The following is a 25,566-nucleotide window of genomic DNA, read 5'->3' as shown; positions in this document are numbered from 1 at the left end:
AAGGGAGCGCCGCCATGCGCGACATGATGGGCCTGATGAAGCAGGCGCAGGACATGCAGAAGAAGATGGCCGACATGCAGGCCCAGCTCGAGACGCTCGAATTCGAGGGCTCGGCCGGCGGCGGCCTGGTCAAGGTGGTGATGACCGCCAAGAACGTGCTGAAATCGGTGAAGATCGATCCGAGCCTGATGGTTCAGGGCGAGGAGGAAATCCTCGAGGACCTCGTCATCTCCGCCAGCAACGATGCCCGCAACAAAGGCGAGCGCGCCGTGCAGGAGAAGATGGCCGATGTCACCCGCGGCCTGCCGATCCCACCCGGCATGAAGCTGTTCTGAGGGTCCAAGGCGGTCATGCCCGGGCTTGACCCGGGCATCTCTTGTTGACCCGGGCATCTCTTGCAGAAAAGCCCTCCTATCCCGAGATGGTCGGCTCGAGGCCGACCATGACGCCCTAGAGACCCATGTCCCGCACCATTGCCGGCCCCGAGATCGAGCGCCTGATCCAGCTCCTGGCCAAGTTGCCGGGCCTGGGCCCGCGCTCGGCCAGGCGTGCCGCGCTCCACCTCGTCAAGAAGCGCGAGCAATTGCTCGGCCCGCTGGCCGAGGCGATGGCGCTGGCGCGCGAGCGCATCGTCGTCTGCTCGACCTGCGGCAATGTCGACACCAGAGACCCCTGCGGGCTCTGCCGCGATCCGCGCCGCGACGAGAGCCTGATCGTCGTCGTCGCGGATATCGCCGATCTCTGGGCGCTGGAGCGCTCGGGCGCGGTCAGCGGGCGCTATCACGTGCTGGGCGGCGTGCTCTCGGCGCTCGACGGCATAAGGCCGGAGAACCTATCGCTCGACGCTCTGGTGGCGCGGGCCTCGGAGCCCGCGGTGACGGAAGTGATCCTTGCGCTCAACGCCACGGTCGAGGGCCAGACCACGGCGCATTTCATCACCGATCTCCTGGCGCATCTGCAGGTGAAGGTGACCAAGCTCGCCCATGGCGTGCCGGTCGGCGGCGAGCTCGACTATCTCGACGACGGCACGCTGGCGGCGGCGATCCGCCAGCGCACGGGCTTTTGAGGCCGCCTCAGTTGTCCCAGGGCGAGGCGCTCTTGCAGCGGTAGCCGACAAAGCATTGCGGCGTGTCGCGGGCGGGAACCCAGGCCGGGTCGGCGATTTCGTCGAACTGGCAGAAGCTGCGGTCGCGCACGAAGCGGTCATAGGTATAGCCGCCGGTGCCGAGCACGATCGCGCCATTGGCGATGACGCTCTGGCGGTTCGCGTCGCAGCTGCGCGCCGGGGACTGCGGCCGCCCCTGCGCGAACGCCACCCCGGCGAGGCTCAGGGCGAAAAGAGCAATCAGGATCCGCGTCATCTTTCGCCTCCACTGCGTTAAGCCTGTTCGCATTGTAACATGCCAGCGCCGCCCGCGTTCCCGCTTTGCCTTGACGACGCCGCGGGCTTCCGCCATCGCTCCGCCCTACACTGCAAGACCTGCCTACACTGCAAGACCTGCCTACACTGCAAAACCCGCCTACACTGCAAGACCCGCCGGAGCCAGACCATGTCCCTGACCGATCTCGCCGCCACCATCGACGCCGCCTGGGAGAACCGGGCCGAGATCGGCATCAACACCAAGGGCGCCGTGCGCGAGGCGGTCGAGCAGGCGATCGAACTGCTCGATTCAGGCCAGGCTCGCGTCGCCGAGAAGGTCGGCGGCGACTGGATCACGAATCAGTGGCTGAAGAAGGCGGTGCTGCTCTCCTTCCGCCTCGCCGACAACGAGGTCATGGCGCACGGTCCGGGCGAAGGCGTGTTCTGGGACAAGGTGCCGTCGAAGTTCGCCGGCTGGGGCGAGAACCGCTTCCGCGCCGCCGGCTTCCGCATCGTGCCGCCGGCCGCCGCGCGCAAGGGCTCCTATCTCGGGCCGAACGTCATCCTGATGCCGTCCTTCGTCAACATCGGCGCCTATGTCGATTCCGGCACCATGGTCGACACCTGGGCGACGGTCGGCTCCTGCGCCCAGATCGGCAAGAACGTGCATCTTTCGGGCGGTGTCGGCATCGGCGGCGTGCTCGAGCCGCTGCAGGCGAACCCCACCATCATCGAGGACAACTGCTTCATCGGCGCCCGTTCCGAGGTGGTCGAGGGCGTGGTCGTCGGCGAGGGCTCGGTGCTCGCCATGGGCGTCTTCATCTCGGCCACGACCAAGATCGTCGACCGCGCCACCGGCCAGGTCCATGTCGGCAAGGTCCCGCCCTATTCGGTCGTCGTCGCCGGCTCGCTGCCGGGCAAGCCGCTGAACGACGGCACGCCCGGCCCTTCGCTCTACTGCGCCGTGATCGTCAAGACCGTCGACGCCCAGACCCGCGCCAAGACCGGCATCAACGAGCTGCTGCGCGACTAGAGCCCGCTCCGATCAGCTTGCAATGCAAGCTGATCGGCAAGACGGTTTCTAACTAATATCAGGTTGATTCAACCCGGTTGGATCGGGCTCTAACCCGACGGAGGCGGAGCCCATGAAGACGCTTCTGAGCGCCGCTGCCCTCTCGATCTTCACCCTCTGCGCGCAACAGGCGCGCGCCGAGCCGGTCAATCTGACGCTGAAGCTCGTCGACGAAGCCGGAAAACCGCTGGCCGGCCAGGCGCTGCGGATCGCGATCGGTTCGGAGGCCGAGGCCAGCGCGCCGGGCGCGGGCCAGCGCCTGTCGACCGATGCCGGCGGGGTCGTGCGCATGACGGCTGAGGCGACGATCGACCGCCGCAGCGTCTCCTCGACCAGCGCCTTCACCCGCCACCCGGCCGAGCATGTCGTCGTCGGCGTCGAGCTCGATCTGATCGGCCGGCGCGCGCTCTATCGCGTCAGGCTCGACCAGACCAAGGCCGGCACGGTCGGCCAGATCAACGCCTTCCTGGCAGGGGCCGGCGGCCGCTTCGACCTGCCGCTCGCCTTCCATGCCGATACGCAAAGCTGGAGCCTGCCCGACGACCCGGCCGGCCCGCGCCTGACCGGCATCGGCGCCGAACTCAAGGCGCAGAGCATGGAAGGCTCAACTGAAACCGGGCGCAGGATCACCCTCACCATCGCCAAGCAGAGCTTCAAGCGGCGGTAGAAAACGGGTCCAGTCCCGTGCCGGCGCTCACGCGCCGGGGATCGGATTCGGCGTCGGCTCCGTCGAGGCGGGCGCCAGCTCCTGCCGCTGCGCCGCCGGCGAGGCCGCGAGCGCGTCGCGCAGCGTCTGCTCCTGCGAATGGTCGAGCGAGGTCTTCAGCACGACGCCGCCGGTGCCCTTGATCGCTTCCAGCACCTTGTCGGCCGTCATCTTCTGGATCAGCACGAAGAGCGCGGCGTTGCCCGGCTGCAGATTGGCGGCGAGTTCCTTCATGAAGCCGTCATTGACGCCGTAGTCGGTCAGCGCCCCGCCGAGCGCGCCGGAGGCTGCGCCGATCGCCGCGCCGAAGACCGGCATAAGGAAGATCGCGCCGATCAGCAGGCCCCAGAAGCCGCCTGAGGCGGCACCGAGCGCGGTGGTGTTGAGGAGCTGGTTGAGCTTGATCTTGCCGCCCTCGTGCATCACCGCGATCGCGGCGTCGCTGATCTGGATCAGGTATTCCTTCTGCAGGCCGAAGAGCTTCTGCCGCATTTCCTCGGCCCTGGCTTCGGTCGGATAGACGATGACGACGAGATCGGACATGGCGCACTCCTCTGACACGACGACACAAGCTGCCGCCGCTCTGTGACGGGCTTGCGGCAAACGCGCAATGAACCCGCGCGTTCCACTACTCCCCGGCCACCTCCTTCGCAGCGGCGAGGGCCGAGCCGCGCAGCGGCAGCTCCTGCATGCGTAGCAGGAAGAGCAGCGCCAGGGCGAATCCCGCGAAACTTGCGGCGAAGACATAGCGGAACAGGCCGACCATGGTCGCGCGATCGACCGCGCCCGCCTTGAGCGTCTCGGCCGAGAGCCCGGCGCCGCTGGCGCCGAGTCCGCCGAGCACGATCGCGCCGAAGATGGCGACGATCAGCGCCCCGCCGATCTGGCGGAAGAAATTGGCCGTGCCCGTGGCGGTGCCGAGCTGGTGCATCGGCACCGCGTTCTGGATCGAGACGGTCGCGACCGGCAGCAGCGTGCCGAAGCCGACACTGATGAAGGCCAGCACCAGCCCAAAACCCCACAGCGGCAGCTGGTCGCCATAGGCGATCAGCGCGGCCGTGCCGGCGAGCGCGACGGCGAGGCCGGCGACCGGTACGCGCTTGTAATGCGTCAGCTTGCCCATCGCCCACCCGGACGAGGTCGCGCCAAGGACCGTGCCGCAGGTCAGCGGGATCAGGCCGAGGCCAGAATTGGCGGCGGACAGGCCCGCCACCGTCTCGAAATAGAGCGGTAGATAGATGGTCAGGCCGATGAAGGTGCCCATGCCGAAGCCGGCGGCGATGGTGCCGTTGCGCACAACAGGATTGGCCAGGACCGAGAGCGGAATCAGCGGCTCCTCCGCACGGCGCAGGCGCCAGGCGAAGCAGAGCCAGAGCAGGACCGAGCCGGCGACGAGGCCGAAGATCTGAGGAGAGGCCCATGGGTAATGCGTGCCGCCCCAGGACAATGCCAGCAGCAGGGTCATCGTCGCGCTGGTCATCAGCAGCGCGCCGAACACGTCGAGCTTGTGCGGGCGCTCGTGCCGCGGCAGGCGCCGCAAGGCCTTGTCGGTCATCCAGTAGGCGCCGAGCCCGAGCGGCAGGTTGATCCAGAAGATCACCGACCAGTGCAGCGCCTCGGAGATCAGGCCGCCGAGCACCGGCCCGAGCAAGGAAGAGGTGAAGAAGACCGTGGCGAAATAGACCTGGTACTTGCCGCGCTCCCGCGGCGGGACCATGTCGCCGACGATGGTCTGCGCCATGGCGATCAGGCCGCCGCCGCCGAGCCCCTGGACGAAGCGAGCAGCGACCAGCAGCCAGAGCGAGGGCGCGAGCGCGCAGGCGATCGAACCGACCACGAAGATCACGATGCCACCGAGCATGGTGACGCGCCGGCCATGGATGTCGGCGAACTTGCCGTAGAGCGGCGTCACCGCGGTCGAGGCGAGCAGATAGGCGGTGACGACCCAGGGCAGATGGGCGACGTCGCCGAGCTCGCGGCCGATCGTCGGCATCGCGGTCGCGACGATGGTCTGGTCGAGCGCCGCCAGGAACATGGCGAGCATGGTCCCGGTCAGGATCGACCGGATATCGGCATGGGAAAGCGCCGCTTGCGCCGGCGGCTCGACCCGCTTGTCCATCGGCACGTGTCCGTCCTGTGTGCAGGGAATACCGGAGATTACAGCCAGGGCCAGCCATGCGCCAGAGTCGGGGACGCAAGGCCGCCGCGAAGTGGGCGCAGCCCTGCATTGGCTCAGGCTGCAGACAGCGGTTAGCATGCTGTCTTCTACTGCGAGGGCCCATGCGCACGCATCTCCTCCTCCCGCTGCTGCTGATGATGCCGATACAGGCCGAGGCGCTCGAGCTGACCGGCCGCTACGGCTATGCCGGCGAATGGGCGGTGACCGCGCGGCTCACCGAGGCGGAGGCGGCCGGCTCACGGCGCAAGCGCGATTTCGCGGGGCCCGTCATCCTGAAGCATCTCGCTTTGTGCGGACCGGGCGAGGTCGCGGAGAAATCCGGCAGCCTCAACCTGCGGCGCGACGGGCAGCGCTATGCCGCGATGCTGACGATCGGAGCGGAGAGCTGCGCGGTAACCGGCACTTTGGCCGAAGACGGCGTCGCCTTCGCCGATTGCGGCAGGGCCGGGAAGATACCGCTCAGGCTCTGGCTGAAATGACGGCTCTGCGCTGCCTCGCTGCCCTAGCTGCCGCCCTCGCCTGCGGCACCGCCCTGGCCGATACGCGGCCCTCCCTGTGTCAGGCCGGAGAAACCGCCATTTTCTCCTGTGCGATCAACGGCAAGACCGCCTCGCTCTGCGCCTCCGCCGACATCGGCCCGGGTCAGGGCAGCCTGAGCTATCGCTTCGGCCGCAAGGGCGCGATCGAGCTGACGCATCCGGACAAGCCCGTGCCGCCGGACCAGGCCTTCAGCACGGCGGTCGTCGGCGATGCCGGCTTTGCCGGCGACATCGTCCGCTTCAGCCGCGGCGAGACGCGCTACACACTCTATTCGATCATCGTGAGGGGACAGGGCGAGCGCGACGGCATCCTCGTCACCAGAAGCGGCCGCCAGCTCGCCGACCTCAAATGCAGGGATTTCGCACTCGGCACCGGCGCCTGGCGGCTGCTCTATCGCGCCAAGCTGCCCAAGGCGGAGCCGGCCTCACTCGACTAGCCCCGCTCCTCGGCTTCCGGCACCTTCAGGATCATCGCACCATCCGCATCGATCGGCCTGCCATCCTCGGTCTGCACGGTCAGCGTGACCTTGCGGCCGCTGTCGCGCTCGATCAGCGAGGAATGCTGCTCGCCCGGCCCGAACAGATGCTGCTCGCCCCATTGGCGGAGCGCCACCATCACCGGAAAGAGGTCGCGGCCCTTGGCGGTCAACCGGTATTCCTGCCTGGTGCCGCCGCTGGCAGCCGGAACCGCTTCGAGGATGCCGCGCGCGGTCAGCGTGCGCAGCCGCTCGGAGAGGATGTTGCGGGCGATGCCGAGGCTCTTCTGGAACTCGCTGAAGCGGGTCATGCCGTCGAAGGCGTCGCGCACGATCAGCATCGACCACCAGTCGCCGATCGCATCGAGCGCCCGGGCGCTCGGGCAATAATCGCTGACCAGGCTGCGGCGCTTGACCATTGGTTGCGAGGCTTTCCTCAAGGCTCCGTGAACGGCATTCGGTTGCAAGATAAAACCATGCCTGCTACTCCGCAATGAGTTTCATAATGAAACTTATCTAGCGGAGACCTGCCTCATGCGACTGGATCCCGAGGCGGCGCCGGCCGGCGCCGCGAGCGTTGACGCACGCCCATCACCGCCTTCTCCGGCAGCCCCGCTCTCAGCCGGCATGATCCTGCTCTTCGCGGTGGCGAGCGGGCTGGCCGTCGCCAACGCCTATTTCGCCCACCCGCTGCTCGACATCATCGCCGACGATCTCAAGCTCTCGCGCGCCACGGTCGGGCTCGTCGTCGGCGCGACGCAGCTCGGCTACGGGCTCGGGCTGATCCTGCTGGTGCCGCTCGGCGACCTCGTCGACCGCCGCAAGCTCGTCATGCTGCAATCGCTGCTCTCGGTCGCGGCGCTGATCTGCGTCGCTTTCTCCACCTCGGGCGCGATGCTGCTCGCGGCGATGGCGGCGATGGGCTTCCTCGCCGTGGTGACGCAGGCCTTCGTCGCCTATGCCGCGAGCCTGGCGCGTCCGGAGGAGCGCGGCCAGGTGGTCGGCGCGGTAACCAGCGGGATCGTGCTCGGTATCCTGCTCGCCCGGGCCATCGCCGGCGCGACGGCCGATCTCTCGGGCTGGCGGGCGGTCTACCTGCTCTCGGCAGCGGCGACACTCGTCATCGCCATCGTCCTGTTCAAGGCCTTGCCGCCCGAGCGCAGGCCGCCGGCACAGCTCTCCTATCCGCGCCTGATCGGCTCGCTCTTCGTGCTGTTCCGGCAGGAGCGCGTGCTGCGCATCCGGGCGATCATCGCCATGCTGATCTTCGCCGACGTCACCACGCTGCTGACGCCGCTGGTGTTGCCGCTCGCCGCTCCACCCTTCTCGCTGTCGCATACGGCGATCGGCCTGTTCGGCCTGGCCGGAGCGGCGGGCGCGCTCGGGGCGGCGCGGGCCGGCGCCTGGACCGATCGCGGTCATGGCCAGCGCCTCACCGGCATCGCGCTGGCGCTGATGCTGTTCGCCTGGCTGCCGATCGGATTGCTGCCGCAGTCGATCTTCTATCTGATCGCCGGCGTGCTGATCCTGGATTTCGGCCTGCAGGCGGTTCACGTCACCAACCAGGCGATGATCTACCGTGTCCGGCCGGAGGCGCAGAGCCGGCTGACCGCCGGGTACATGCTGTTCTATTCGATCGGCAGCGCGTTGGGATCGTCGGGCTCGACGCTGGTCTACGCCTTCGCTGGCTGGACCGGCGTCAGCCTGCTCGGCGCAGCCATCGCCGCAATCGCGCTGGTCTTCTGGGCCGCGACGCTGAAGGCGATGCCAAGCGAGGCGACGCGGGCGGTGACAGCGAATCCTGCCGCCTGAAACGATCAGGGCCGCTGCCTTGCGGCAACGGCCCTGACGCCCCCTCACGGAGATCCGGTCACTTCAGCTTGGCGGCAATCGCCTGCAGGCCGGCATTGGCGCATTCCTCGTCGAGATGGCCGCCGGGGGCGCCGCCGACGCCGACCGCCGCGATGACCTCGTCACCGACCTTCACCGGCACGCCGCCGCCGAGCAGCAGAAAGCCCTGGATGTGGACGAGATTGCGGGCGCCGGCATTGTTGGCGGCAGCCTCGGCCATAGCGCCGGTGTTGTTCTTGGCGGAGACCGAAGTGAAGGCCTTGGCGCGGCTGGCATCGATGGTGTGCGGGCCGGCGCGCTCGGCGCGGATGGTGGCGAGCACGACGCCGCCACGGTCGACCACGGTGGCTGCGACGTTGAAGTTCTTGGCGGAGCAGGCGGCGACGGTCGCCTGGGCGAGCTCGACGGCGAGCGCGGTCGGCAGTGCGCGAACCTGCAGGACCTGGGCCTGGGCGAGCGTCGGCAGGGCGATGGCGGTGGACATGATGGCGAGGCGGACAAACGACATGACGATCCCTCTGGTGACCACCGTTATGGTGTGAGGGGATGATGCCGAACCCGGTCTGCCGTGTGCATCCGGGCGATCCGCGCGCGGCCTACGTAGTTCTACCGATCGGCACCGACCAAATGCAGCCGGACCATCTCGGCGACGGAGGTCGTCTCCAGCTTCTCTGCGATATGGGCGCGGTGGGTGTCGACGGTACGTGGCGAGATCGACAGCACCCGCGCGATCTCCTTGGTCGAGCGCCCCTCGGCGATCAGCGCGAGGATCTCGGCCTCGCGCTGCGACAGGCGTTCGAGCCTTAGCCTGAGCGAGGCCGTGCCGCTCTCGGCGGCGAGCAGGCCGTCGAGCGTCGCGAGCGCCGCCTGGACGGTGTCGATCAGCACCTGTTCGTCGACCGGCTTGGTCAGGAAATCCGCGGCGCCATTGCGGAAGGCGGCGCGGCAGGCCTCGACATCGCCATGGCCAGTGATGACCACGACCGGCCAGCGGCAACGGGCGGCCATGAGCCTTTCCTGCAGCTTCAGCCCGGTCAGGCGCGGCATGCGGATATCAGTGACGATGCAGCCCGGCGCCAAGCTAGGCAGCGCCTCCATAAAGGCGGCGCCGTCGGCATGCGGCTGGACGTCGAGCCCGACGGTACGCAGCAGGAAACTCAGCGCCTCGCGCACCTCCCAATCGTCGTCGATCAGATGGACGAGCTGCCGGCTCATTCGGCGGCCTCCCGCTGATTCTCGGCGCTGCGCGGCAAGCGGACGCTGAAGACCGCGCCGCCCTCCGCCGCATTCTCGGCGGCCAGCGTTCCGTCGAAGCGCTCGACCAGCCGGACACAGAGCGCGAGGCCGAGGCCGAGCCCAGCCGGCTTGGTGGTGAAGAAGGGCTCGAACAGACGCGCCTGCGCTTCCGGTGACAGGCCGGGACCGCTGTCGCGGACCGCGAGCACGGCATCGCCACCCTGTGTGCCGACCTTGATCGTCACGCTACGCTCGCCATCGCGGCCTTCGACCGCCTCCAGCCCGTTGCGGACGAGGTTGAAGACGACTTGTTCGAGCTGGACCCGGTCGGCCCGCACCAGTGACCGGCTGCCATCGCCGCTGACCCGCAATGTCGCGCCGATGCCTTGAGCGTTCGCCGCGAGGAGATGGACGACTTCGCCGGCAAGCTCGGTCAGATCGACCGTTTCGACGACCGGCTCGGACTTGCTGATCCAGGCGCGCAGCCGCCCGAGAATGTCGCCGGCGCGGCGGGCATTGCGCGCAATCGCCTCGAAGGCGCCGGCCAGCACCGCCTGATCCGCCTCGGGCTGGGCCAGCAGCCGCCGCGCGGCCTGGGCCTGGCTGAGAATCGCGGTCAGGGGCTGCGTCAGTTCATGGGCGATGCCGGAAGCGAGCTCGCCCATGGCGTTGACGCGCCCGGCATGGGCCAAGCGCGCATCCTGCTCGGCGAGCCCAGCCTTTCGCGCTGCCTCGCGCGCGACGTTCCGGGCTTCGAGCAGGCGATCGACCAGGAACATGGCAAGCGCGACGAGCAGGCCAGCCAGCGCCAGGAAGGCCAGCGGCGGCAGCGGCCAGTCCGGCGCGCTCGTCGTCAGCGTCAGGCGCAGCGGCTGGGTGCGGCTGGCGATCTCGGCGCTGAAGGCGCTCGCCGGCGGATCGCTCGCCTGGCCGGGCTCGATCAGCCGCAGATGAACCGCTGCCCCTTCCGGCAGGGGCGTATCGCTCGCCGAGAGCCGGGCCATGTCGATGACGAGCGCGAGCGCGTAATGGCCGACGCCGTCGGTCAGCGCCCGCTTGACCAGGAGTAGCCTAGCGCCGCCATCGAGCGCGCGCGTCCGCAGGTTCGACCCGGCAGCCTGCCGCGCCTCCTCCGTGACAACAGCCGGGTCGGCCACGTCGAGCAGCGAGCGCGGCGGGCTCAGCGCGAGGTCGACCACGTCTATACCGACGATACGCGGATAGAAGCGGACAATGCTGGCGGCGACCTGCTCGACCGTGGCGATCGGCGCCGGCTCGGCCGCCTGCACCAGCGCCGACAGGCTGGTCAGATGCGCATCGTGCTGGTCGACACGCTGCGAGATCAGCCGGTGCAGGGTCCGCCCGGCCTCCTCCAGTTCCGCCGCAGCATGGCTGCGCCGGTTCAGTGAGTAGGCGGCGCAGGCGAGCCCAAACGCGACCAGGCCCGCTACGAGGATGGCGGCGCGGCGCGATCTCCACAGCATGCGCGTGTCGTCTCTCCTGTCGGAATTGCCGGGAAGACTAGCCGGTTTCGTTCCGCCATACAGCGGCCGGCGGCGGGTCGCTAGTTTTCCGCCAGCGCCGCTGTCGGCGCGTCGAGGGAAAGCGCGATGCCTCCGGCCGCGAAGTCGAGCTGCGCGGTGCCGCCGAGATAGCTGCCGAGGACCTTCTCGATCATCTGCGAGCCGAAACCGCGCCGCTGCGGCGGCGGCACATGCGGGCCGCCGCTTTCCTGCCAGCGGAAATGGAACTCGCCGCCCTCGTTGCGCCAGGAGACGTCGATATGGCCGCCATCCTGCGAGAGCGCCCCGTATTTCACCGCATTGGTCCCGAGTTCGTGCAAGGCGAGCGCCATCGCCAGTGCGCATTTCGACGAGAGCGTCACCGAGGGGCCGTCAATGGCGATGCGCTCGTCGGAGCGATGCGGTGCCAGCACGACCTCGACCAGTTGCCTGAGATCGGCGCCGTGGCGGCTCGCCATCATCAGCACGTCCTGCGCCGCCGCCAGGGCCTGCAAGCGGTCGGAGAGGCGCCGCTTCACCATGTCGAGCGGCTCGTCCGAGCCGCGCAACGACTGGTTGACGATGCCGGAGACCATGGCGAGCAGGTTCTTGATGCGGTGGTTCAACTCGGCGGCGAGCAGGCGATGGCGCTCCTCGCCCGCGTGCAGCAGGGTGATGTCGCGCGAGACCGAGAGGATGGCTTCGGGCTTGCCGTCGGACGCGATGATCGGCGAGACCTGCACGTCCCAATAGCGCGGATTGCCCGCGGCGGTATTGGCCGGCCCCTGGAACCGGTAGCTTTTGCCGGCCCGCGCCGCCGCCAATGCCGCCTCGGCTTCCGCCTTGCTGGCGCCATCCCAGAACTGCATCCAGGGGCAGCCGCGGATCGCCGCGAAATCCTGGACCTCCATCACGCGCTGGCCGCCTTCGCTCATGAATTCGAGCGCGCCGTCGAGACCGATGACCTTGATGCAATCGTCCGAGGCCGCCAGCACGGCGCTCAGGAAGCGGACATCCTTGTCGAGCTGTGTCGGCACAGGCAGGCTTTCGAGTCGGGAGTGAGACGGCACACTTCGACCGCTAGCGCAGCCGCTGTCAAACGCGCATGTCTTTTGACATGTCGCCGGTTCGCGGTGCCCGGCCCGCATCCTTAGCCGCCGAACCTCCCGAGGTTGACGCTCCCGCATGTCGCCGTCAGCTTGGCGCCACGTCACGAGGAGTCGGATATGGAGAGCATCACGCCACGCCAGCGCGAGATCGTAGCGCTGGCCAGGGCGCAGGGACGCGTCAATGTCGAGGAGCTGGCGACGCGCTACGAGGTCAGCGCCCAGACCATCCGCAAGGACCTGAACCAGCTCTGCGACCAGCGCATCATGTCGCGGGTGCATGGCGGGGCGGTGGTGGCGTCCGGCGTCGAGAACCTCGCCTATGAGGCCCGCCGCTTCATCGCCCGCGACGAGAAGGCGGCGATCGGCCGGGCCGCGGCGGCGCTGATCCCGAACGACGCCTCGCTCTTCATCAACATCGGCACGACGACCGAGGAGGTGGCGCGCGCGCTCACCGACCATCACGGCCTGCTCGTCATCACCAACAACCTGCATGTCGCGACGCTGCTCTACCCGCATGAGAACATCGAGGTGATCGTCGCCGGCGGGCCGGTCCGGCGTTCCGATGGCGGCGTGATCGGCGCCGCCGCCGTCGACCTGATCCGCCAGTTCAAGGTCGATTATGCCGTGATCGGCACCTCCGCCATCGACGAGGAGGGAGCGCTGCTCGATTTCGACTATCGCGAGGTCCGGGTCTCGCAGGCGATCATCGAGAACGCCCGCCAGTGCCTGCTCGTCGCCGACAGCACCAAGTTCGAGCGCTCCGCCCCCGTCCGCATCGGCCATCTGCGCGATGTCGACGTCTTCGTCACCGATAGGCTCGATCCGCCGCCCTTGCGCGAGCTCTGCCGCAGCGAGGGCATCAGCGTGGTCGAAACCGAAACGCTCGCCACACTCGCCTCGCAACCCAAAAGTGAAAGCTAGAATTTTCGCTTTCGCTTTCGTTTTGCCGTTGCACGCAAGAAAATCACGCTCTACCGTACGTTGAAGAGGCCCCGCAAGGGCTGCCTGCGGGAGGAATGCGTGACGGCTCCGGTGTTCGACATCGCCATCATCGGCGGCGGCGTGAACGGCTGCGGCATCGCCCGCGATGCGGCCGGGCGCGGAGCCTCGGTCGTGCTGTTCGAGCAGTCGGACCTCGCCAGCGCGACGTCCTCGGCCTCGACCAAATTGATCCATGGCGGCCTGCGCTATCTCGAGCACTACGAATTCCGGCTGGTGCGGGAAGCGCTGACCGAGCGCGAGGTGATGTGGCGCGCCGCGCCGCACATCATCCGCCCCTTGCGGTTCGTGCTGCCGCACCATGCGGGCCTCAGGCCCTGGTGGATGCTGCGGCTCGGCCTTTTCCTCTACGACCATCTCGGCGGCCGCAAGCTGCTGCCGGCGACGCGCTCGCTCGACCTCCGGCGCGACGCCGCCGGCGAGCCGCTGCAGCCGCGTTTCGGCCGCGCCTTCGAATATTCCGATTGCTGGGTCGAGGATGCCCGCCTCGTCGTGCTCAATGCCCGCGACGCGGCCGAGCACGGCGCTTCGATCCTGCCGCGGACCAAGGTGATCGGCGCGCACCGCCAGGGCGATCTCTGGGTGGTCACGACCGAGGGCCCCGATGGTGTCCGGGCCGAGACCAGCGCACGCGTGCTCGTCAACGCTGCCGGGCCCTGGGTCGCGGACGTGCTGAACGGCATCGTCGCCAGCAACCGCCCGGCTGCGGTGCGGCTGGTCCAGGGCAGCCATATCGTGGTGCCGCGCCTGTTCGAGCACGACCGCTGCTACATCTTCCAGAATGCCGATGGCCGCATCATCTTCGCCATCCCCTATGAGGGCGACCTGACCCTGATCGGCACCACCGACAAGGACTATGACGGCGACCCCGCCAAGGTCGCCGCCAGCGAGGACGAGATCGCCTATCTCTGCGCCGCGGCGAGCGAGTATTTCCGCAAGCCGATCAGGCGCGAGGACGTGGTCTGGACCTATTCCGGCGTGCGCCCGCTTTATGACGACGGCGCCAGCAAGGCGCAGGAAGCGACGCGCGACTATGTGCTGACGCTGGACGAGCCAGCCGGCTCGGCGCCGCTGCTCTCGGTTTTCGGCGGCAAGATCACCACGGCGCGACGGCTCGCCGAGGCCGCCGTCGAGAAGCTCGCCGCCGCGGTGCCGGCGCTGCGCGCTCCGCCCTGGACGGCTGGCGCGCATCTGCCCGGTGGCGATTTTCCGGTCGAGGGCTTCGAGGGACTGNATCGTCGCCGCCCGCCCCTGGCTCGACCGCAAGCTGGCCCGCCGGCTCGCCCGCGCCTACGGCACCCGCACCGACGCCTTGCTCGAAGGCGCCAAGGCGATGGCCGATCTCGGCCGCGTCTTCGGCGCCGATCTCACCGAGCGCGAGGTCGCCTGGCTGATGAGCCAGGAATGGGCTGGGAGCGCCGAGGACGTGCTGTTCCGGCGCAGCAAGCTCGGCCTGCGCTTCTCGCCCGAGCAGCGCCGGGCGCTTGACGAGTACATGGCCGCGAAAGCCGCGCCGGCCCTGCCCCACCACATGGAGGCGCGGGGATGAGCCTGACCCTCGATCGTCTCGGCCTGACGCGCGGCGCGCAAACCCTGCTCGCCGACATCACGCTGACACTGGAGAGGGGTTCGCTCAACGTGCTGCTCGGCGCCACGCTCGCCGGCAAGACCTCGCTGATGCGCCTGATGGCCGGGCTCGATGCGCCAAGCACCGGCAAGGTCCTGGTCGAAGGCCGCGACGTCACCGGGCTGCCGGTGCAGAAGCGCAATGTCGCGATGGTCTACCAGCAGTTCATCAACTACCCGGCGCTGTCGGTCTTCGAAAACATCGCTTCGCCGCTCAGGGTCGCCGGTCTGCCGGCGCGCGAGATCGAGGCCAGGGTGAAGAGCGCCGCCGCGCTGCTGCGGCTCGAGCCTTATCTCCAGCGCAAGCCGCTCGAACTCTCCGGCGGCCAGCAGCAGCGCACCGCGATCGCGCGCGCTTTGGTCAAGCGGGCGGAGCTCGTCCTGCTCGACGAGCCGCTCGCCAATCTCGACTACAAATTGCGCGAGGAATTGCGCGAGGAATTGCCGCGCATCTTCGCCGAATCCGGCGCAATCTTCGTCTATGCCACCACCGAGCCGAGCGAGGCGCTGCTGCTCGGCGGCAATACCGCGACCCTGTTCCAGGGGCGGGTGACCCAGTTCGGCCCGACGGCGCAGGTCTATCGCCAGCCGCATGATCTTGTGACGGCGCAGGTTTTCTCCGACCCGCCGCTCAACACGCTCGCCGGCACCAAGCAGGGCGGCGAGGTCAGGCTCTCGACCGGCCAGAGCATCCCGACCACCGGCGCCTTCGCCAGCGTGCCGGATGGCGCCTACACGATCGGTTTCCGGGCCCATCACCTCTCGCTCGATGGGTTGCCGGCGCCAGCGATCGCGCTCGAGGCTTCCGTCTCCGTCTCCGAGATCACCGGCTCGGAATCCTTCGTCCATCTCGATGTCGGCGAGCATCGCCTGATCGCGCTGGTGCCGGGCGTGCGCCGGCTGGAACCCGGCGCGGCCGTGACTGCCTGGCTCGATCCTGCCCGCATCTTCCTGTTCGACGCCGCCGGCGCGCTCGCGGCCGCCGCTCCGGCAAAGGCAGCGTGACATGGCCCAGATCACGCTCGACAAGCTCGCCCACGCCTACAAGCCCAACCCGCAAGGGCCGCAGGACTACGCCCTGCGCGAGGTCGACCATGTCTGGCGCCAGGGCGGCGCCTATGCGCTGCTCGGGCCCTCGGGCTGCGGCAAGACCACTCTGCTCAACATCATCTCAGGGCTGGTCGTTCCGACGCGCGGGCGCATCCTGTTCGACGGCGTCGACGTCACCCGCCTGTCGACCGAGGCGCGCAACATCGCCCAGGTCTTCCAGTTCCCGGTCGTCTACGACACCATGACGGTGCGCGAGAACCTCGCCTTCCCGCTGAAGAACCGTGGCGTGGCGCGGGTCGAGATCGAGGCCCGCGTCGCCGAGATCGCCCGCCTGCTCGATCTGACCTCGGCGCTCGACCGCAAGGCGAGCCGGCTCGGGGCCGACGCCAAGCAGAAGATCTCGCTCGGGCGCGGGCTGGTCCGGCCCGACGTCGCCGCGATCCTGTTCGACGAGCCTTTGACCGTCATCGACCCGCATCTGAAATGGCAATTGCGCTCGATGCTGAAGGAGCTGCATCGCAAGCTCGACCTCACCATGATCTATGTCACCCACGACCAGACGGAGGCGCTGACCTTCGCCGACACGGTCGTGGTGATGCATGATGGCGGCGTGGTCCAGACCGGCACGCCGGAGGAGCTGTTCCAGCATCCGGCCCACACCTTCGTCGGCCATTTCATCGGCTCGCCTGGCATGAACGTGCTGCCCTGCGCCGTCGAAGGTGCGCATGCCAATCTCGCCGGCCAGCAGATCGCGCTGGCCCGGCATTATCCCGCGCTCGCCGGCAAGGTCGAGCTCGGCATCCGACCGGAATACGTGACCTTGAGCCCGCGCGGCGGCGGACTGCCGGTCAAGATCACCAGGATCGACGATATCGGCCGGGCTCGTATCGCCCGCGTCGAGCTCGATGGCCTCAAGCTCGCCGCGAGCGTGCCGGAAGGCGCGAGCTTCGACGGCGATCAGGCCGCGCTAGCGCTGCAGCCAAGCCAGATCCACATCTACAGCGACGGCCATCTGGTGAAGGGGCAAGCGCTGCCGGGAGGTGCGGTATGAAGCCGGTCAACCAGAAGGCCTGGCTGCTCGTCCTGCCGGTACTGCTGATCGTCGCCTTCTCGGCGGTGATCCCGCTGATGACGGTGGTCAACTATTCGGTCCAGGATTCCTTCGGCAACAACCAGTTCTTCTGGAACGGCGTCGGCTGGTTCGCCGAGCTGCTCGATCCCAAAAGCGATCTCGGCTCGCGCTTCTACGACTCGCTATGGCGCAACCTCGCCTTCTCCGCGATCATCCTCGCCATCGAGATACCGCTCGGCATCCTGGTCGCGCTGTCGATGCCGCGCGAGGGCTGGACGGTCTCGGCGACGCTTGTGCTGATGGCGCTGCCGCTGCTGATCCCGTGGAACGTCGTCGGCACGATCTGGCAGATCTTCGCGCGCGGCGACATCGGCCTGTTCGGCGCGGCGGTGAACGGCCTCGGTATCCGCTACAACTACGTCTCCGACCCGGTCGCGGCCTGGTTCACCATCGTCGTGATGGATGTCTGGCACTGGACCTCGTTGGTCGCGCTGCTCTGCTATGCCGGCCTGAAGTCGATCCCCGACGCCTATTACCAGGCGGCTCGCATCGATGGCGCCTCGCGCTGGGCCGTGTTCCGCACCATCCAGCTGCCCAAGATGAACCGCGTGCTGCTGATCGCTGTGCTGCTGCGCTTCATGGACTCGTTCATGATCTACACCGAGCCCTTCGTCGTCACCGGCGGCGGCCCCGGCAATTCGACGACCTTCCTCTCGATCGAACTGGTGAAGCTCGCACTGGGCCAGTTCGACCTCGGCAAGGCGGCGGCGCTCTCTATCGTATACAACCTGATCATCCTCGCGGTCTGCTGGGTGTTCTACACGGTCATGACCACCGCCGATGCGCGGGCCGACTCTGAAGCGGGGAGGGGCTGATGCGCGGCGGCCGGCTGATCCTGTCGCTCTATCTGATCGCACTGATGTTGCCGATCTATTGGCTCGTCAACATGAGCTTCAAGACCAACACCGAGATCACCAACGCGCTGACGCTTTGGCCGCGGACCTTCACGACCGCCAACTACGCCAAGATCTTCACCGACCCGAGCTGGTACAACGGCTACATCAACTCGCTGCAATATGTAGCGCTGAACACCCTGCTCTCGCTCGCCTTCGCGTTACCGGCGGCCTACGCCTTCTCGCGCTACCGCTTCCTCGGCGACAAGCATTTGTTCTTCTGGCTGCTCTCGAACCGCATGGCGCCGCCGGCGGTGTTCGCATTGCCCTTCTTCAACCTCTATTCGGCGATCGGCCTGTTCGACACGCCGCTCGCGGTGGCGCTGGCTCATTGCCTGTTCAACGTGCCGCTGGCGGTCTGGATCCTCGAAGGCTTCATGTCCGGCGTGCCGCGCGAGATCGATGAGACGGCGGCGATCGACGGCTATTCCTTCCCGCGTTTCTTCGTGAAGATCTTCATGCCGCTGATCGCCTCGGGCATCGGCGTCGCCGCCTTCTTCTGCTTCATGTTCTCCTGGGTCGAGCTGCTGCTGGCGCGCACGCTGACCAGCGTCAGCGCCAAGCCGATCGCCGCCACCATGACCAGAACGGTCTCCGCCGCCGGCATGGACTGGGGCGTGCTCGCCGCAGCCGGCGTGCTGACGCTGATCCCCGGCGCACTCGTGATCTGGTTCGTCCGAAACTACATCGCCAAGGGCTTCGCCCTGGGGAGGGTGTGATGGAACTCAACTGGATGGCCTGGACCTGGCAGACCGGCCTCTTCTTCGCCGGGATCGCCAGCCTGCTCCTGATCCTGACGCTGCTCGCGATGTTCCGGCCCGAGACCGAGCGGGTCGGCGTGCTCGGCATCGCCACCACGCGCGGCGACCGGCTCTTCATCTCGCTGCTCGGCAGCGCCTTCATTCACCTCGCCTGGCTCGGGATCGTCGGCCAGCCGCTGTGGTGGGCTTCCGGCCTCGCGCTCCTCTATGCCGCAGCGGTGTTCCGCTTCGTTTAGAGGAGGCAAGCCCAACAATAAGAAACGACCGACCCGGAAGAACGGGCGGCACCCCAAGGGAAACGTCGGAGGACAACGATGACGATGCTCAGCAGGACCCTTACAGCCAAGACCCTTGCCAGCCTGACCGGCGCGAGTCTGTTCGCGCTGACGCTCGCAGCCGGGCCGGCCCTCGCCGGCCCCGAGGAAGCCCGCAAATGGATCGACAGCGAGTTCCGGCCCTCGACGCTCTCCAAGGAGGAGCAGCAGAAGGAGATGGAGTGGTTCATCAATGCGGCGAAGCCCTTCGCCGGCATGGAGATCAACATCGTCTCGGAGACGATCACCACGCATGAATACGAGGCCAAGACCCTGGCCAAGGCCTTCAGCGAAATCACCGGCATCAAGCTGACGCACGACCTGATCCAGGAAGGCGACGTGGTCGAGAAGATCCAGACGCAGATGCAGTCCGGCAAGAACATCTATGATGGCTGGATCAACGATTCCGACCTGATCGGCACGCATTTCCGCTATAAGCAGGCGACCAACCTGACCGACTGGATGGCAGGTCCGGGCAAGGACGTCACCAATCCCGGCCTCGACGTCGACGACTTCATCGGCAAGTCCTTCGGCACCGGGCCGGACGGCAAACTCTACCAGCTGCCGGTGCAGCAGTTCGCGAACCTCTACTGGTTCCGCTACGACTGGTTCCAGCGCGCCGATCTCAAGGAGAAGTTCAAAGCCAAATACGGCTACGATCTCGGCGTGCCCGTGAACTGGTCGGCCTATGAGGATATCGCCGAGTTCTTCACCAACGACGTCAAGGAAATCGACGGCACCAAGGTCTTCGGCCATATGGACTATGGCAAGAAGGACCCGTCGCTCGGCTGGCGCTTCACCGACGCCTGGCTCTCCATGGCCGGCAATGGCGACAAGGGCATCCCGAACGGCCTGCCGGTCGACGAATGGGGCATCCGTATGGAGGGCTGCCGCCCGGTCGGCTCCGCGGTCGAGCGCGGCGGCGACACCAACGGCCCGGCGGCGGTCTACTCGATCGTCAAATATGTCGACTGGCTGAAGAAATATGCCCCGCCGCAGGCGCAAGGCATGACCTTCGGCGAGTCCGGCCCGGTGCCCGCGCAGGGCACGATCGCCCAGCAGATCTTCTGGTATACCGCCTTCACCGCCGACATGGTCAAGCCCGGCCTGCCGGTGATGAGCTCGGACGGCAAGCCGAAATGGCGGATGGCGCCCTCCCCCAAGGGTGCCTACTGGAAGGACGGGATGAAGCTCGGCTACCAGGACGCCGGCTCGGCGACCCTGCTGAACTCGACCCCGGTCGAGCGCCGCAAAGCGGCCTGGCTCTATCTGCAGTTCATCGTCTCGAAGACGGTCAGCCTGAAGAAGAGCCATGTCGGCCTGACCTTCATCCGCGAGAGCGACATCTGGGACAAGAGCTTCACCGAGCGCGCCCCGCAGCTCGGCGGGCTGATCGAGTTCTACCGCTCGCCGGCGCGCGTGCAGTGGACCCCGACCGGCAACAACGTCCCGGACTATCCGCGCCTCGCCCAGCTCTGGTGGCAGAACATCGGCGACGCCTCTTCGGGCGCCAAGACACCGCAGGCGGCGATGGATGCGCTCGCCGCGGCGCAAGACTCGGTGATGGAGCGCCTGGAGCGTTCCGGCGTGCAGGGCGATTGCGGACCGAAGCTCAATCCGCGCACCACGGCGGAAGAGTGGTTCGCTAAGGCCGAGAAGGCCGGCACGCTGGCGCCGCAACGCAAGCTCGCCAACGAGAAGCCGAAGGGCGAGACGATCGACTACGACACGCTGATCAAGAGCTGGCCAGCGTCTCCCCCGAAGCGCGGCTGAGCCCCCTCCTCCCGGCTCGGACGTGCGAAAGGGGCGCGGCAGCAATGCCGCGCCCCCGAATTTTTCCAGCCCCCTCGCCGGCTTGCGGTTACGACTGCACCGCGCTTGGGTCCATCCACATCACCCCCCAGGCATGGCCGTCGAGATCCAGAAAACTGTGGTCGTACATGAAGCCGTAATCCGTCGGCTCGTCAGTGGTCGTGCCGCCGGCGACGAGCGCCGCCGCGACGATCGCGTCGACCGCCTCGCGGCTCTCGCGCGAGAGCGTGAGCAGAACCTGCAGCGACTGGCTGGTGTCGGCGATCGGCTTCGGCGAGAAGCTCGCGAACTTCTCATGGGTCAGCAGCATCACCAAGATCGTGTCGCTGATCACCATGCAGGCGGCGGTGTCATCGGTGAACTGCGGGTTGAAGGAGAAGCCGAGCGCCCCGAAGAAGGCCATCGACTTCTTGAGGTCCTTCACGGGCAGGTTGACGAAGATCATCTGGGGCATTGTGGCTCCTCAAGTCGGCATCGTCCTGGTCGATGCATCGGCCAATGGGCCGGGGCGATGTGGCGCGGCTATGACACGGCCTGGAGCGCCTGCCTGAGCCTGGCCGGTTCGATGTCGGTGAGGCGGGCATCGACCTCGTCATGCGTGCGCTGCCAGATCGGCATGGCGCGCGCGAGCAGGGCAATTCCCTCCGGCGTAATTGCCAGGAGCCGGCTGCGGCGGTCCTTCTCGCCCGCGGTCACGACGACGAGGCCGCGGCGTTCGAGCGGCTTCAGCGCCGCGGTCAGCGTGGTCCGGTCCATGCCGAGCAGGTGGGCGACCGGGCCGATCGGCGGCGGCTCCGGCCGGTTCAGCGACATCAGAAGGGAGAATTGCTGATTGGTGAGATCGACCGGGCGCAAGGCTTCGTCGAACAATCGCGCCAACGACCTAGCCGCGCGCTGGACATACAGGCAAAGGCAATGGTCGCGCACATGCAGCGTCGTGGCGAAGGGGACGAGGGATTCGATCGGTGCTTCCAATGATTTTGACATCGTTCAGATATGTTGATATCAACGCAACCAATCTAGGCCGGGGGGCTGGATGCTGCAAGGAGGCGATGATGGAGCATCAGGTGGTTTCCCGTTCCAAATGGCTGGACGCACGCAAGACCCTGCTCGCCCGCGAGAAGGAGTTCACCCGGCTGCGCGACGAGATCAATGCCGAGCGGCTGGCCTTGCCCTGGGTCAAGGTCGACAAGGACTATGTGTTCGATACGCCCGGGGGCAAGAAGACGCTCCCCGAATTGTTCGACGGCCGCAGCCAGCTCGTGGTCTACCATTTCATGTTCGGGCCGGACTGGGAGGCGGGCTGTCCGGGCTGCTCCTTCATGGCCGATCATTTCGACGGCACGCTGGCGCATCTCAACAATCACGACGTCACGCTGGTCATGGTCTCGCGTGCGCCGCTCGACAAGATCGAGGCCTACAAGGCGCGCATGGGCTGGGTCGTGCCCTGGGTTTCGTCCTTCGGCAGCGAGTTCAACTTTGACTACCACGCCTCCTTCACCAAGGAGGAGCTCGCCCAAGGCGCGGTGCTCTACAATTTCACGCGGACGCCGTCGGAGCAGGCCCATGATGAATTGCCCGGCCTGAGCTCCTTCATCCGCGACGAGAACGGCGAGGTCTTCCACACCTACTCGGGCTACGCCCGCGGTGGCGAGGAGATGCTGTCGACGCTGATGATCCTCGACCGGGCGCCGAAGGGCCGCAACGAGAATTCGACACTGAGCTTCGTCAAGCGCCATGACGAGTACGAGGACCAGCCGAAAGCTCACGCCTGCTGCGCCGCCTGAGGCCGCAGCGAGCCAGATCACGCGCATAGGGTTGGTGGGATGCCCGCTCCCGCAAGGGGATGGGCTTGGGGCGCGTGTTTTTTCCGATGACTGCAGCGGGCCGGCCACCAGCTCCGGAGGCCGGCCCGGCGCGAGGAAATTCAACCGGCTCCGAGCCGCTCGCCGCGGTAGACACCGGAGCGGATCCGGCCCCACCAGTCGCGATTCCCGAGATACCAGGCGACCGTCTTGCGAAGCCCGCTCTCGAAGCTCTCCTGCGGCCGCCAGCCGAGCTCGCGCTCGATCTTGGACGCGTCGATCGCATAGCGCTGGTCGTGGCCCGGCCGGTCGACGACGAAGCGGATCAGGTTCTCGCGAGGACCGATCGCGGCATCGGGAGCCAGCTCGTCCATCAGCGCGCAGATCGCCTTCACCACCTCGAGATTGCTGCGTTCGGCGGAGCCGCCGACATTGTAGCTCTCGCCGATCCGCCCGCTCCGCGCGATCAGGGCCAGCGCGCGGGCGTGATCCTCGACATGCAGCCAGTCGCGGATTTGGGCGCCCGAGCCATAGACCGGCAGATCCTTGCCCTCGAGTGCGTTGAGGATCATCAGCGGGATCAGCTTCTCGGGGAAGTGATAGGGCCCGTAATTGTTCGAGCAGTTTGAGAGCACGACCGGCAAGCCGTAAGTGTGGTGCCAGGCCCGCGCCAGATGGTCGGACGCCGCCTTCGAGGCCGAATAGGGCGAGTTCGGCTGATAGGGCGAGGTCTCGCTGAACAGCCCGTCCTCGCCGAGCGAGCCGAAGACCTCGTCGGTCGAGATCTGGTGGAAGCGGAAGCCGGCCTGTTCCGCCGGAGGCAGCGAGCGCCAGTGCCGCAGCGCCTCCTGCAGCAGCACGAAGGAGCCGACGATATTGGTCTCGATGAAGGCGGCGGGCCCGTCGATCGAGCGGTCGACATGGCTCTCGGCGGCGAGGTGCATGACGATGTCGGGCGCGAATTCGACGAAGGCCTGCCGCATCGCCGTTCCGTCGCCGATATCGGCCTGCAGGAAGGTGAGCCGCGGATCGTTCGAGACGGGCTCGAGATTGTCGAGATTGCCGGCATAGGTCAGCTTGTCGACGACCAGTACCGGATGCGGCGTCTGCCGGATCAAATGGCGCACCACGGCCGAGCCGATGAAACCGGCGCCGCCGGTGACGAGATAGCGCTTCACGCGAAGTCCTCGTAGCGGAAGGGGCTGGCGAAACCGGCAAATCCGGGCAGCGTCGTATCCTTGCCGGAGAGCTGCGCCTCCGTCCCGGCGACCGGCCAGTCTATCGCAAGCTCGGGGTCGTTCCAGGCGATGCCGCCTTCCGTTTCCGGAGCGTAGGGGCCGTCGACCTTGTAGGTGACCTCGGTGCCGGGTTCGAGCGTGCAGAAGCCATGGGCGAAACCGCGCGGCACGAAGAGCTGTTCGGCGCCCTCGGCAGTGAGCGTCGTCGCGCACCACCTGCCGTAGCTCGGCGATCCCACGCGAATATCGACGGCGACGTCGAGAATCGCGCCCTTCAGCACCCGGACCAGCTTGGCCTGCGCCGCCGGCGGCGCCTGGAAATGCAGGCCGCGCACCACGCCGGGCGCCGCCGAGAGCGATTGGTTGTCCTGCACGAAGACCGCGTCGATGCCGGCCACCGCGAAGGCCTCCCGGCTCCAGGTCTCCATGAAGTAGCCGCGTGCATCGCCGAATTTCTTCGGCCTGATCAGCACGACGGCTGGGATGGCGAGGGGCTCGAAGGCGAAGTTGCTCATGCCGCCCTTGAACCCTCGCCGGCGCGCGCCGTCAACGCCCGCTCGAGCCCGTTCCGATCAACTTGCATCGCAAGTTGATCGGTAAAACGGTCTCAAACTCAAAGTGAGAGACGGATTCACCGATCAGATTGATTCAATCTGATCGGTGAATCCGTCTCTCGCGATCCGCCCGCCCGTCATCGGCTCAGCAACCCCGGTGGTCAGCGGGAAGCTGATCGGCAGACCGGCCTTGCGGCGCATGGCCAGAAAGGCGAAGCACTCGGCTTCGATCGCGTCGCCGCGCCAGCCGACGGCCTCGGCCGGGACCGCCTCGGTGCCGGTGCGCCCGTTGAGCTCAGCCATGATCGCCGGATTGCGCCGCCCGCCGCCGCAGACGATCAGCCTTTCCGGCCGAACCGGGAGCAAATCGAGCCCGCGCCCGACCGCGCCGGCGGTGAAGGCGGTCAGCGTCGCCGCCCCGTCCTCGAAGCAGAGGCCCTCGGCCATCGCGGCGGTGAAATCGTAGCGGTCGAGCGATTTCGGATAGGGCGCGACGAGATAGGGGTGTTCGAGCAGGCGCGTGAGCCGGGCTTCGTCGACCGTGCCGGCGAGCGAGAAGGCGCCGTCGCGGTCCATCTCGCCCTTGCCGTGCTGCTTGATCCAGTCGTTCAGCGGCGCATTGCCCGGGCCGGTATCGAAGGCGAGCACGCATTCGGCATCGGCGAAGGCGCTGAGATTGCCGACGCCGCCGAGATTGAGCACGGCGGTCTCCTGCCCGGCACCGAGGCTGCGCATCAATGCAGCGTGATAGCTCGCAACGAGCGGTGCGCCCTGGCCGCCGGCGCGGACATCGGCGGTGCGGAAATCATAGACGACATCGATACCGAGCTGCCCGGCCATCAGCGCGCCGTCGCCGAGCTGGCGGGTGTCGCCCTTGCGCTCCCTGGTCGGGGCGCGGTGCAGCACAGTCTGGCCATGGAAGCCGATGGCCGCGACCGCGCTCGCCGCGATGCCCTCAGCGGCGAGGAATTCAGCGACGGCCTCGCCTTGCGCCAGCGTCAGGGCGCGCTCGGCCTGCGCGAAAATCGCCGGCTCCGGCCCCTCGAAACGCCAGGTCAGTGCCGCCTGCACCGCCTCCGCGAGCAGGTCGCGAACCTCCTGGCGATAGGGCGAGAGCCGCCACGGTCCGAACTCGGCGACCACCACGCCATCCGTGCGGATCGCGGCGATGTCGATATTGCCGTCGAGGACCGTTCCGGTCATCAGGCCGATCGCCCAGGCTGGCTGCATGCGCGGGTTCTCCGTTGCTTCGCCCGGCCCTCGCAGCCTTCATCCTGAGGAGCCGTGCAGCGGCGTCTCGAAGGATGCTCAAGGAGGCTCTGGAGTATTCTCGATCACCCTTCGAGACGCGA

The 25,566-nt window shown here is 67.5% G+C and carries 29 protein-coding genes and 1 pseudogene; 17 read left to right on the top strand and 13 right to left on the bottom strand.

The window, feature by feature from the left end; all coding sequences use genetic code 11:
- Positions 1–14: 14 nt before the first annotated feature.
- Both ASE66_RS08280 and recR read left to right on the top strand, forming a co-directional pair.
- Entirely contained in the window at positions 15–335 is a 321-nt protein-coding gene (locus ASE66_RS08280; protein WP_057189141.1) for a YbaB/EbfC family nucleoid-associated protein, read from the top strand.
- A 125-nt stretch (positions 336–460) separates the two neighbouring features.
- Positions 461–1,066 carry a recombination mediator RecR gene (recR, locus tag ASE66_RS08275; protein WP_057189140.1) on the top strand — a complete coding sequence of 202 codons (606 nt, stop codon included), beginning with the start codon at positions 461–463 and terminating at the stop codon, positions 1,064–1,066.
- 7 nt (positions 1,067–1,073) lie between these two features.
- On the opposite strand, the gene ASE66_RS08270 is transcribed toward recR, so the two are convergent.
- Positions 1,074–1,361 carry a hypothetical protein gene (locus ASE66_RS08270; RefSeq protein WP_057189139.1) on the bottom strand — a complete coding sequence of 96 codons (288 nt, stop codon included), beginning with the start codon at positions 1,359–1,361 and terminating at the stop codon, positions 1,074–1,076.
- Between the two features lie 189 nt (positions 1,362–1,550).
- On the opposite strand from ASE66_RS08270, the gene dapD reads away from it, so the two are divergent.
- Entirely contained in the window at positions 1,551–2,393 is an 843-nt protein-coding gene (gene dapD / locus ASE66_RS08265) for a 2,3,4,5-tetrahydropyridine-2,6-dicarboxylate N-succinyltransferase (RefSeq protein ID WP_057189138.1), read from the top strand.
- Positions 2,394–2,505: 112 nt separating this feature from the next.
- Positions 2,506–3,099, top strand: a complete 594-nt coding sequence (locus tag ASE66_RS08260) for a hypothetical protein (RefSeq protein WP_057189137.1) — start codon at positions 2,506–2,508, stop codon at positions 3,097–3,099.
- A gap of 27 nt (positions 3,100–3,126) precedes the next feature.
- Here the strand turns inward: ASE66_RS08260 and ASE66_RS08255 are convergent, their stop codons facing one another.
- Together ASE66_RS08255 and ASE66_RS08250 are read right to left on the bottom strand one after the other, a co-directional pair.
- A complete protein-coding gene (locus ASE66_RS08255; RefSeq protein ID WP_057189136.1) occupies positions 3,127–3,681 on the bottom strand; it encodes a DUF1269 domain-containing protein in 555 nt (184 codons plus the stop codon).
- Between the two features lie 85 nt (positions 3,682–3,766).
- Positions 3,767–5,257 (bottom strand): MDR family MFS transporter, encoded by a 1,491-nt coding sequence (locus tag ASE66_RS08250; protein ID WP_057189135.1) that lies wholly within the window; start codon positions 5,255–5,257, stop codon positions 3,767–3,769.
- Between the two features lie 161 nt (positions 5,258–5,418).
- On the opposite strand from ASE66_RS08250, the gene ASE66_RS08245 reads away from it, so the two are divergent.
- The gene (locus tag ASE66_RS08245; RefSeq protein WP_057189134.1) at positions 5,419–5,796 is read left to right on the top strand and encodes a hypothetical protein; all 378 of its coding nucleotides are present in this window, start codon (positions 5,419–5,421) and stop codon (positions 5,794–5,796) included.
- The gene (locus tag ASE66_RS08240) at positions 5,793–6,293 is read left to right on the top strand and encodes a hypothetical protein (protein WP_057189133.1); all 501 of its coding nucleotides are present in this window, start codon (positions 5,793–5,795) and stop codon (positions 6,291–6,293) included. Before ASE66_RS08245 ends, ASE66_RS08240 begins: the two co-directional genes overlap by 4 nt.
- On the opposite strand, the gene ASE66_RS08235 is transcribed toward ASE66_RS08240, so the two are convergent.
- Positions 6,290–6,751 carry a winged helix-turn-helix transcriptional regulator gene (locus tag ASE66_RS08235; protein ID WP_057189132.1) on the bottom strand — a complete coding sequence of 154 codons (462 nt, stop codon included), beginning with the start codon at positions 6,749–6,751 and terminating at the stop codon, positions 6,290–6,292. The genes ASE66_RS08240 and ASE66_RS08235 overlap by 4 nt on opposite strands.
- Before the next feature lie 115 nt (positions 6,752–6,866).
- Here ASE66_RS08235 and ASE66_RS08230 point away from each other — a divergent pair, with 115 nt between their 5' ends.
- Entirely contained in the window at positions 6,867–8,144 is a 1,278-nt protein-coding gene (locus tag ASE66_RS08230) for an MFS transporter (RefSeq protein WP_057189131.1), read from the top strand.
- 58 nt (positions 8,145–8,202) lie between these two features.
- On the opposite strand, the gene ASE66_RS08225 is transcribed toward ASE66_RS08230, so the two are convergent.
- The 4 genes from ASE66_RS08225 to ASE66_RS08210 form a co-directional block, all read right to left on the bottom strand.
- Positions 8,203–8,691: a GlcG/HbpS family heme-binding protein gene (locus ASE66_RS08225; protein ID WP_057189130.1), complete on the bottom strand. Its 489-nt coding sequence runs from the start codon at positions 8,689–8,691 to the stop codon at positions 8,203–8,205.
- A gap of 98 nt (positions 8,692–8,789) precedes the next feature.
- Complete coding sequence (locus ASE66_RS08220; protein ID WP_057189129.1) at positions 8,790–9,398, bottom strand: response regulator transcription factor; 609 nt, start codon at positions 9,396–9,398, stop codon at positions 8,790–8,792.
- Positions 9,395–10,903 (bottom strand): sensor histidine kinase, encoded by a 1,509-nt coding sequence (locus ASE66_RS08215; RefSeq protein WP_057189128.1) that lies wholly within the window; start codon positions 10,901–10,903, stop codon positions 9,395–9,397. Before ASE66_RS08215 ends, ASE66_RS08220 begins: the two co-directional genes overlap by 4 nt.
- Before the next feature lie 80 nt (positions 10,904–10,983).
- Positions 10,984–11,958 carry a sensor histidine kinase gene (locus ASE66_RS08210; RefSeq protein ID WP_057189127.1) on the bottom strand — a complete coding sequence of 325 codons (975 nt, stop codon included), beginning with the start codon at positions 11,956–11,958 and terminating at the stop codon, positions 10,984–10,986.
- 189 nt (positions 11,959–12,147) lie between these two features.
- Between ASE66_RS08210 and ASE66_RS08205 the strand changes: the two genes are divergently transcribed.
- From ASE66_RS08205 to ASE66_RS08170, 9 genes and pseudogenes are all read left to right on the top strand, one after another.
- Complete coding sequence (locus ASE66_RS08205; RefSeq protein WP_057189126.1) at positions 12,148–12,951, top strand: DeoR/GlpR family DNA-binding transcription regulator; 804 nt, start codon at positions 12,148–12,150, stop codon at positions 12,949–12,951.
- Between the two features lie 99 nt (positions 12,952–13,050).
- Positions 13,051–14,262: pseudogene (glpD, locus tag ASE66_RS08200) on the top strand (glycerol-3-phosphate dehydrogenase); the annotation flags it as partial.
- Position 14,263: 1 nt separating this feature from the next.
- Positions 14,264–14,578: glycerol-3-phosphate dehydrogenase C-terminal domain-containing protein (locus ASE66_RS33155; protein ID WP_274532943.1), on the top strand; the 315-nt coding region annotated here is incomplete at its 5' end.
- On the top strand, positions 14,575–15,660 hold the full coding sequence (locus ASE66_RS08195) for an ABC transporter ATP-binding protein (protein ID WP_057189125.1): 1,086 nt from the start codon (positions 14,575–14,577) through the stop codon (positions 15,658–15,660). The genes ASE66_RS33155 and ASE66_RS08195, both read left to right, overlap by 4 nt.
- Before the next feature lies 1 nt (position 15,661).
- Positions 15,662–16,756, top strand: coding sequence for an ABC transporter ATP-binding protein (locus ASE66_RS08190; RefSeq protein ID WP_057189124.1), 1,095 nt, complete (start codon positions 15,662–15,664; stop codon positions 16,754–16,756).
- Complete coding sequence (locus tag ASE66_RS08185; RefSeq protein WP_057189123.1) at positions 16,753–17,652, top strand: carbohydrate ABC transporter permease; 900 nt, start codon at positions 16,753–16,755, stop codon at positions 17,650–17,652. Before ASE66_RS08190 ends, ASE66_RS08185 begins: the two co-directional genes overlap by 4 nt.
- Positions 17,652–18,449 (top strand): carbohydrate ABC transporter permease, encoded by a 798-nt coding sequence (locus ASE66_RS08180; protein ID WP_057189122.1) that lies wholly within the window; start codon positions 17,652–17,654, stop codon positions 18,447–18,449. Before ASE66_RS08185 ends, ASE66_RS08180 begins: the two co-directional genes overlap by 1 nt.
- Complete coding sequence (locus tag ASE66_RS08175) at positions 18,449–18,727, top strand: DUF2160 domain-containing protein (RefSeq protein ID WP_057189121.1); 279 nt, start codon at positions 18,449–18,451, stop codon at positions 18,725–18,727. Before ASE66_RS08180 ends, ASE66_RS08175 begins: the two co-directional genes overlap by 1 nt.
- A 78-nt stretch (positions 18,728–18,805) precedes the next feature.
- Positions 18,806–20,578, top strand: a complete 1,773-nt coding sequence (locus ASE66_RS08170) for an ABC transporter substrate-binding protein (protein ID WP_156412062.1) — start codon at positions 18,806–18,808, stop codon at positions 20,576–20,578.
- Between the two features lie 88 nt (positions 20,579–20,666).
- On the opposite strand, the gene ASE66_RS08165 is transcribed toward ASE66_RS08170, so the two are convergent.
- Together ASE66_RS08165 and ASE66_RS08160 are read right to left on the bottom strand one after the other, a co-directional pair.
- Positions 20,667–21,071, bottom strand: coding sequence for a VOC family protein (locus ASE66_RS08165; RefSeq protein WP_057189120.1), 405 nt, complete (start codon positions 21,069–21,071; stop codon positions 20,667–20,669).
- A gap of 68 nt (positions 21,072–21,139) precedes the next feature.
- Positions 21,140–21,604, bottom strand: a complete 465-nt coding sequence (locus ASE66_RS08160; protein ID WP_057189119.1) for a MarR family winged helix-turn-helix transcriptional regulator — start codon at positions 21,602–21,604, stop codon at positions 21,140–21,142.
- A 68-nt stretch (positions 21,605–21,672) separates the two neighbouring features.
- Between ASE66_RS08160 and ASE66_RS08155 the strand changes: the two genes are divergently transcribed.
- Positions 21,673–22,404 (top strand): DUF899 domain-containing protein, encoded by a 732-nt coding sequence (locus ASE66_RS08155; protein WP_057189118.1) that lies wholly within the window; start codon positions 21,673–21,675, stop codon positions 22,402–22,404.
- 140 nt (positions 22,405–22,544) lie between these two features.
- On the opposite strand, the gene rfbB is transcribed toward ASE66_RS08155, so the two are convergent.
- From rfbB to ASE66_RS08140, 3 genes are all read right to left on the bottom strand, one after another.
- Positions 22,545–23,600 (bottom strand): dTDP-glucose 4,6-dehydratase, encoded by a 1,056-nt coding sequence (gene rfbB / locus ASE66_RS08150; protein ID WP_057189117.1) that lies wholly within the window; start codon positions 23,598–23,600, stop codon positions 22,545–22,547.
- Positions 23,597–24,175 (bottom strand): dTDP-4-dehydrorhamnose 3,5-epimerase, encoded by a 579-nt coding sequence (gene rfbC / locus ASE66_RS08145; protein ID WP_057189116.1) that lies wholly within the window; start codon positions 24,173–24,175, stop codon positions 23,597–23,599. The genes rfbB and rfbC overlap by 4 nt, the downstream gene beginning before the upstream one ends.
- 123 nt (positions 24,176–24,298) lie before the next feature.
- On the bottom strand, positions 24,299–25,444 hold the full coding sequence (locus ASE66_RS08140) for an anhydro-N-acetylmuramic acid kinase (protein ID WP_057189115.1): 1,146 nt from the start codon (positions 25,442–25,444) through the stop codon (positions 24,299–24,301).
- Positions 25,445–25,566 lie beyond the last annotated feature (122 nt).

Source organism: Allobosea sp. Root483D1 (genome assembly GCF_001429505.1).
Taxonomy (GTDB): Bacteria; Pseudomonadota; Alphaproteobacteria; order Rhizobiales; family Beijerinckiaceae; genus Allobosea.
The sequence above is the reverse complement of the archived record's forward strand: the minus strand, read 5'-3'. Positions and strand labels throughout refer to the sequence as shown.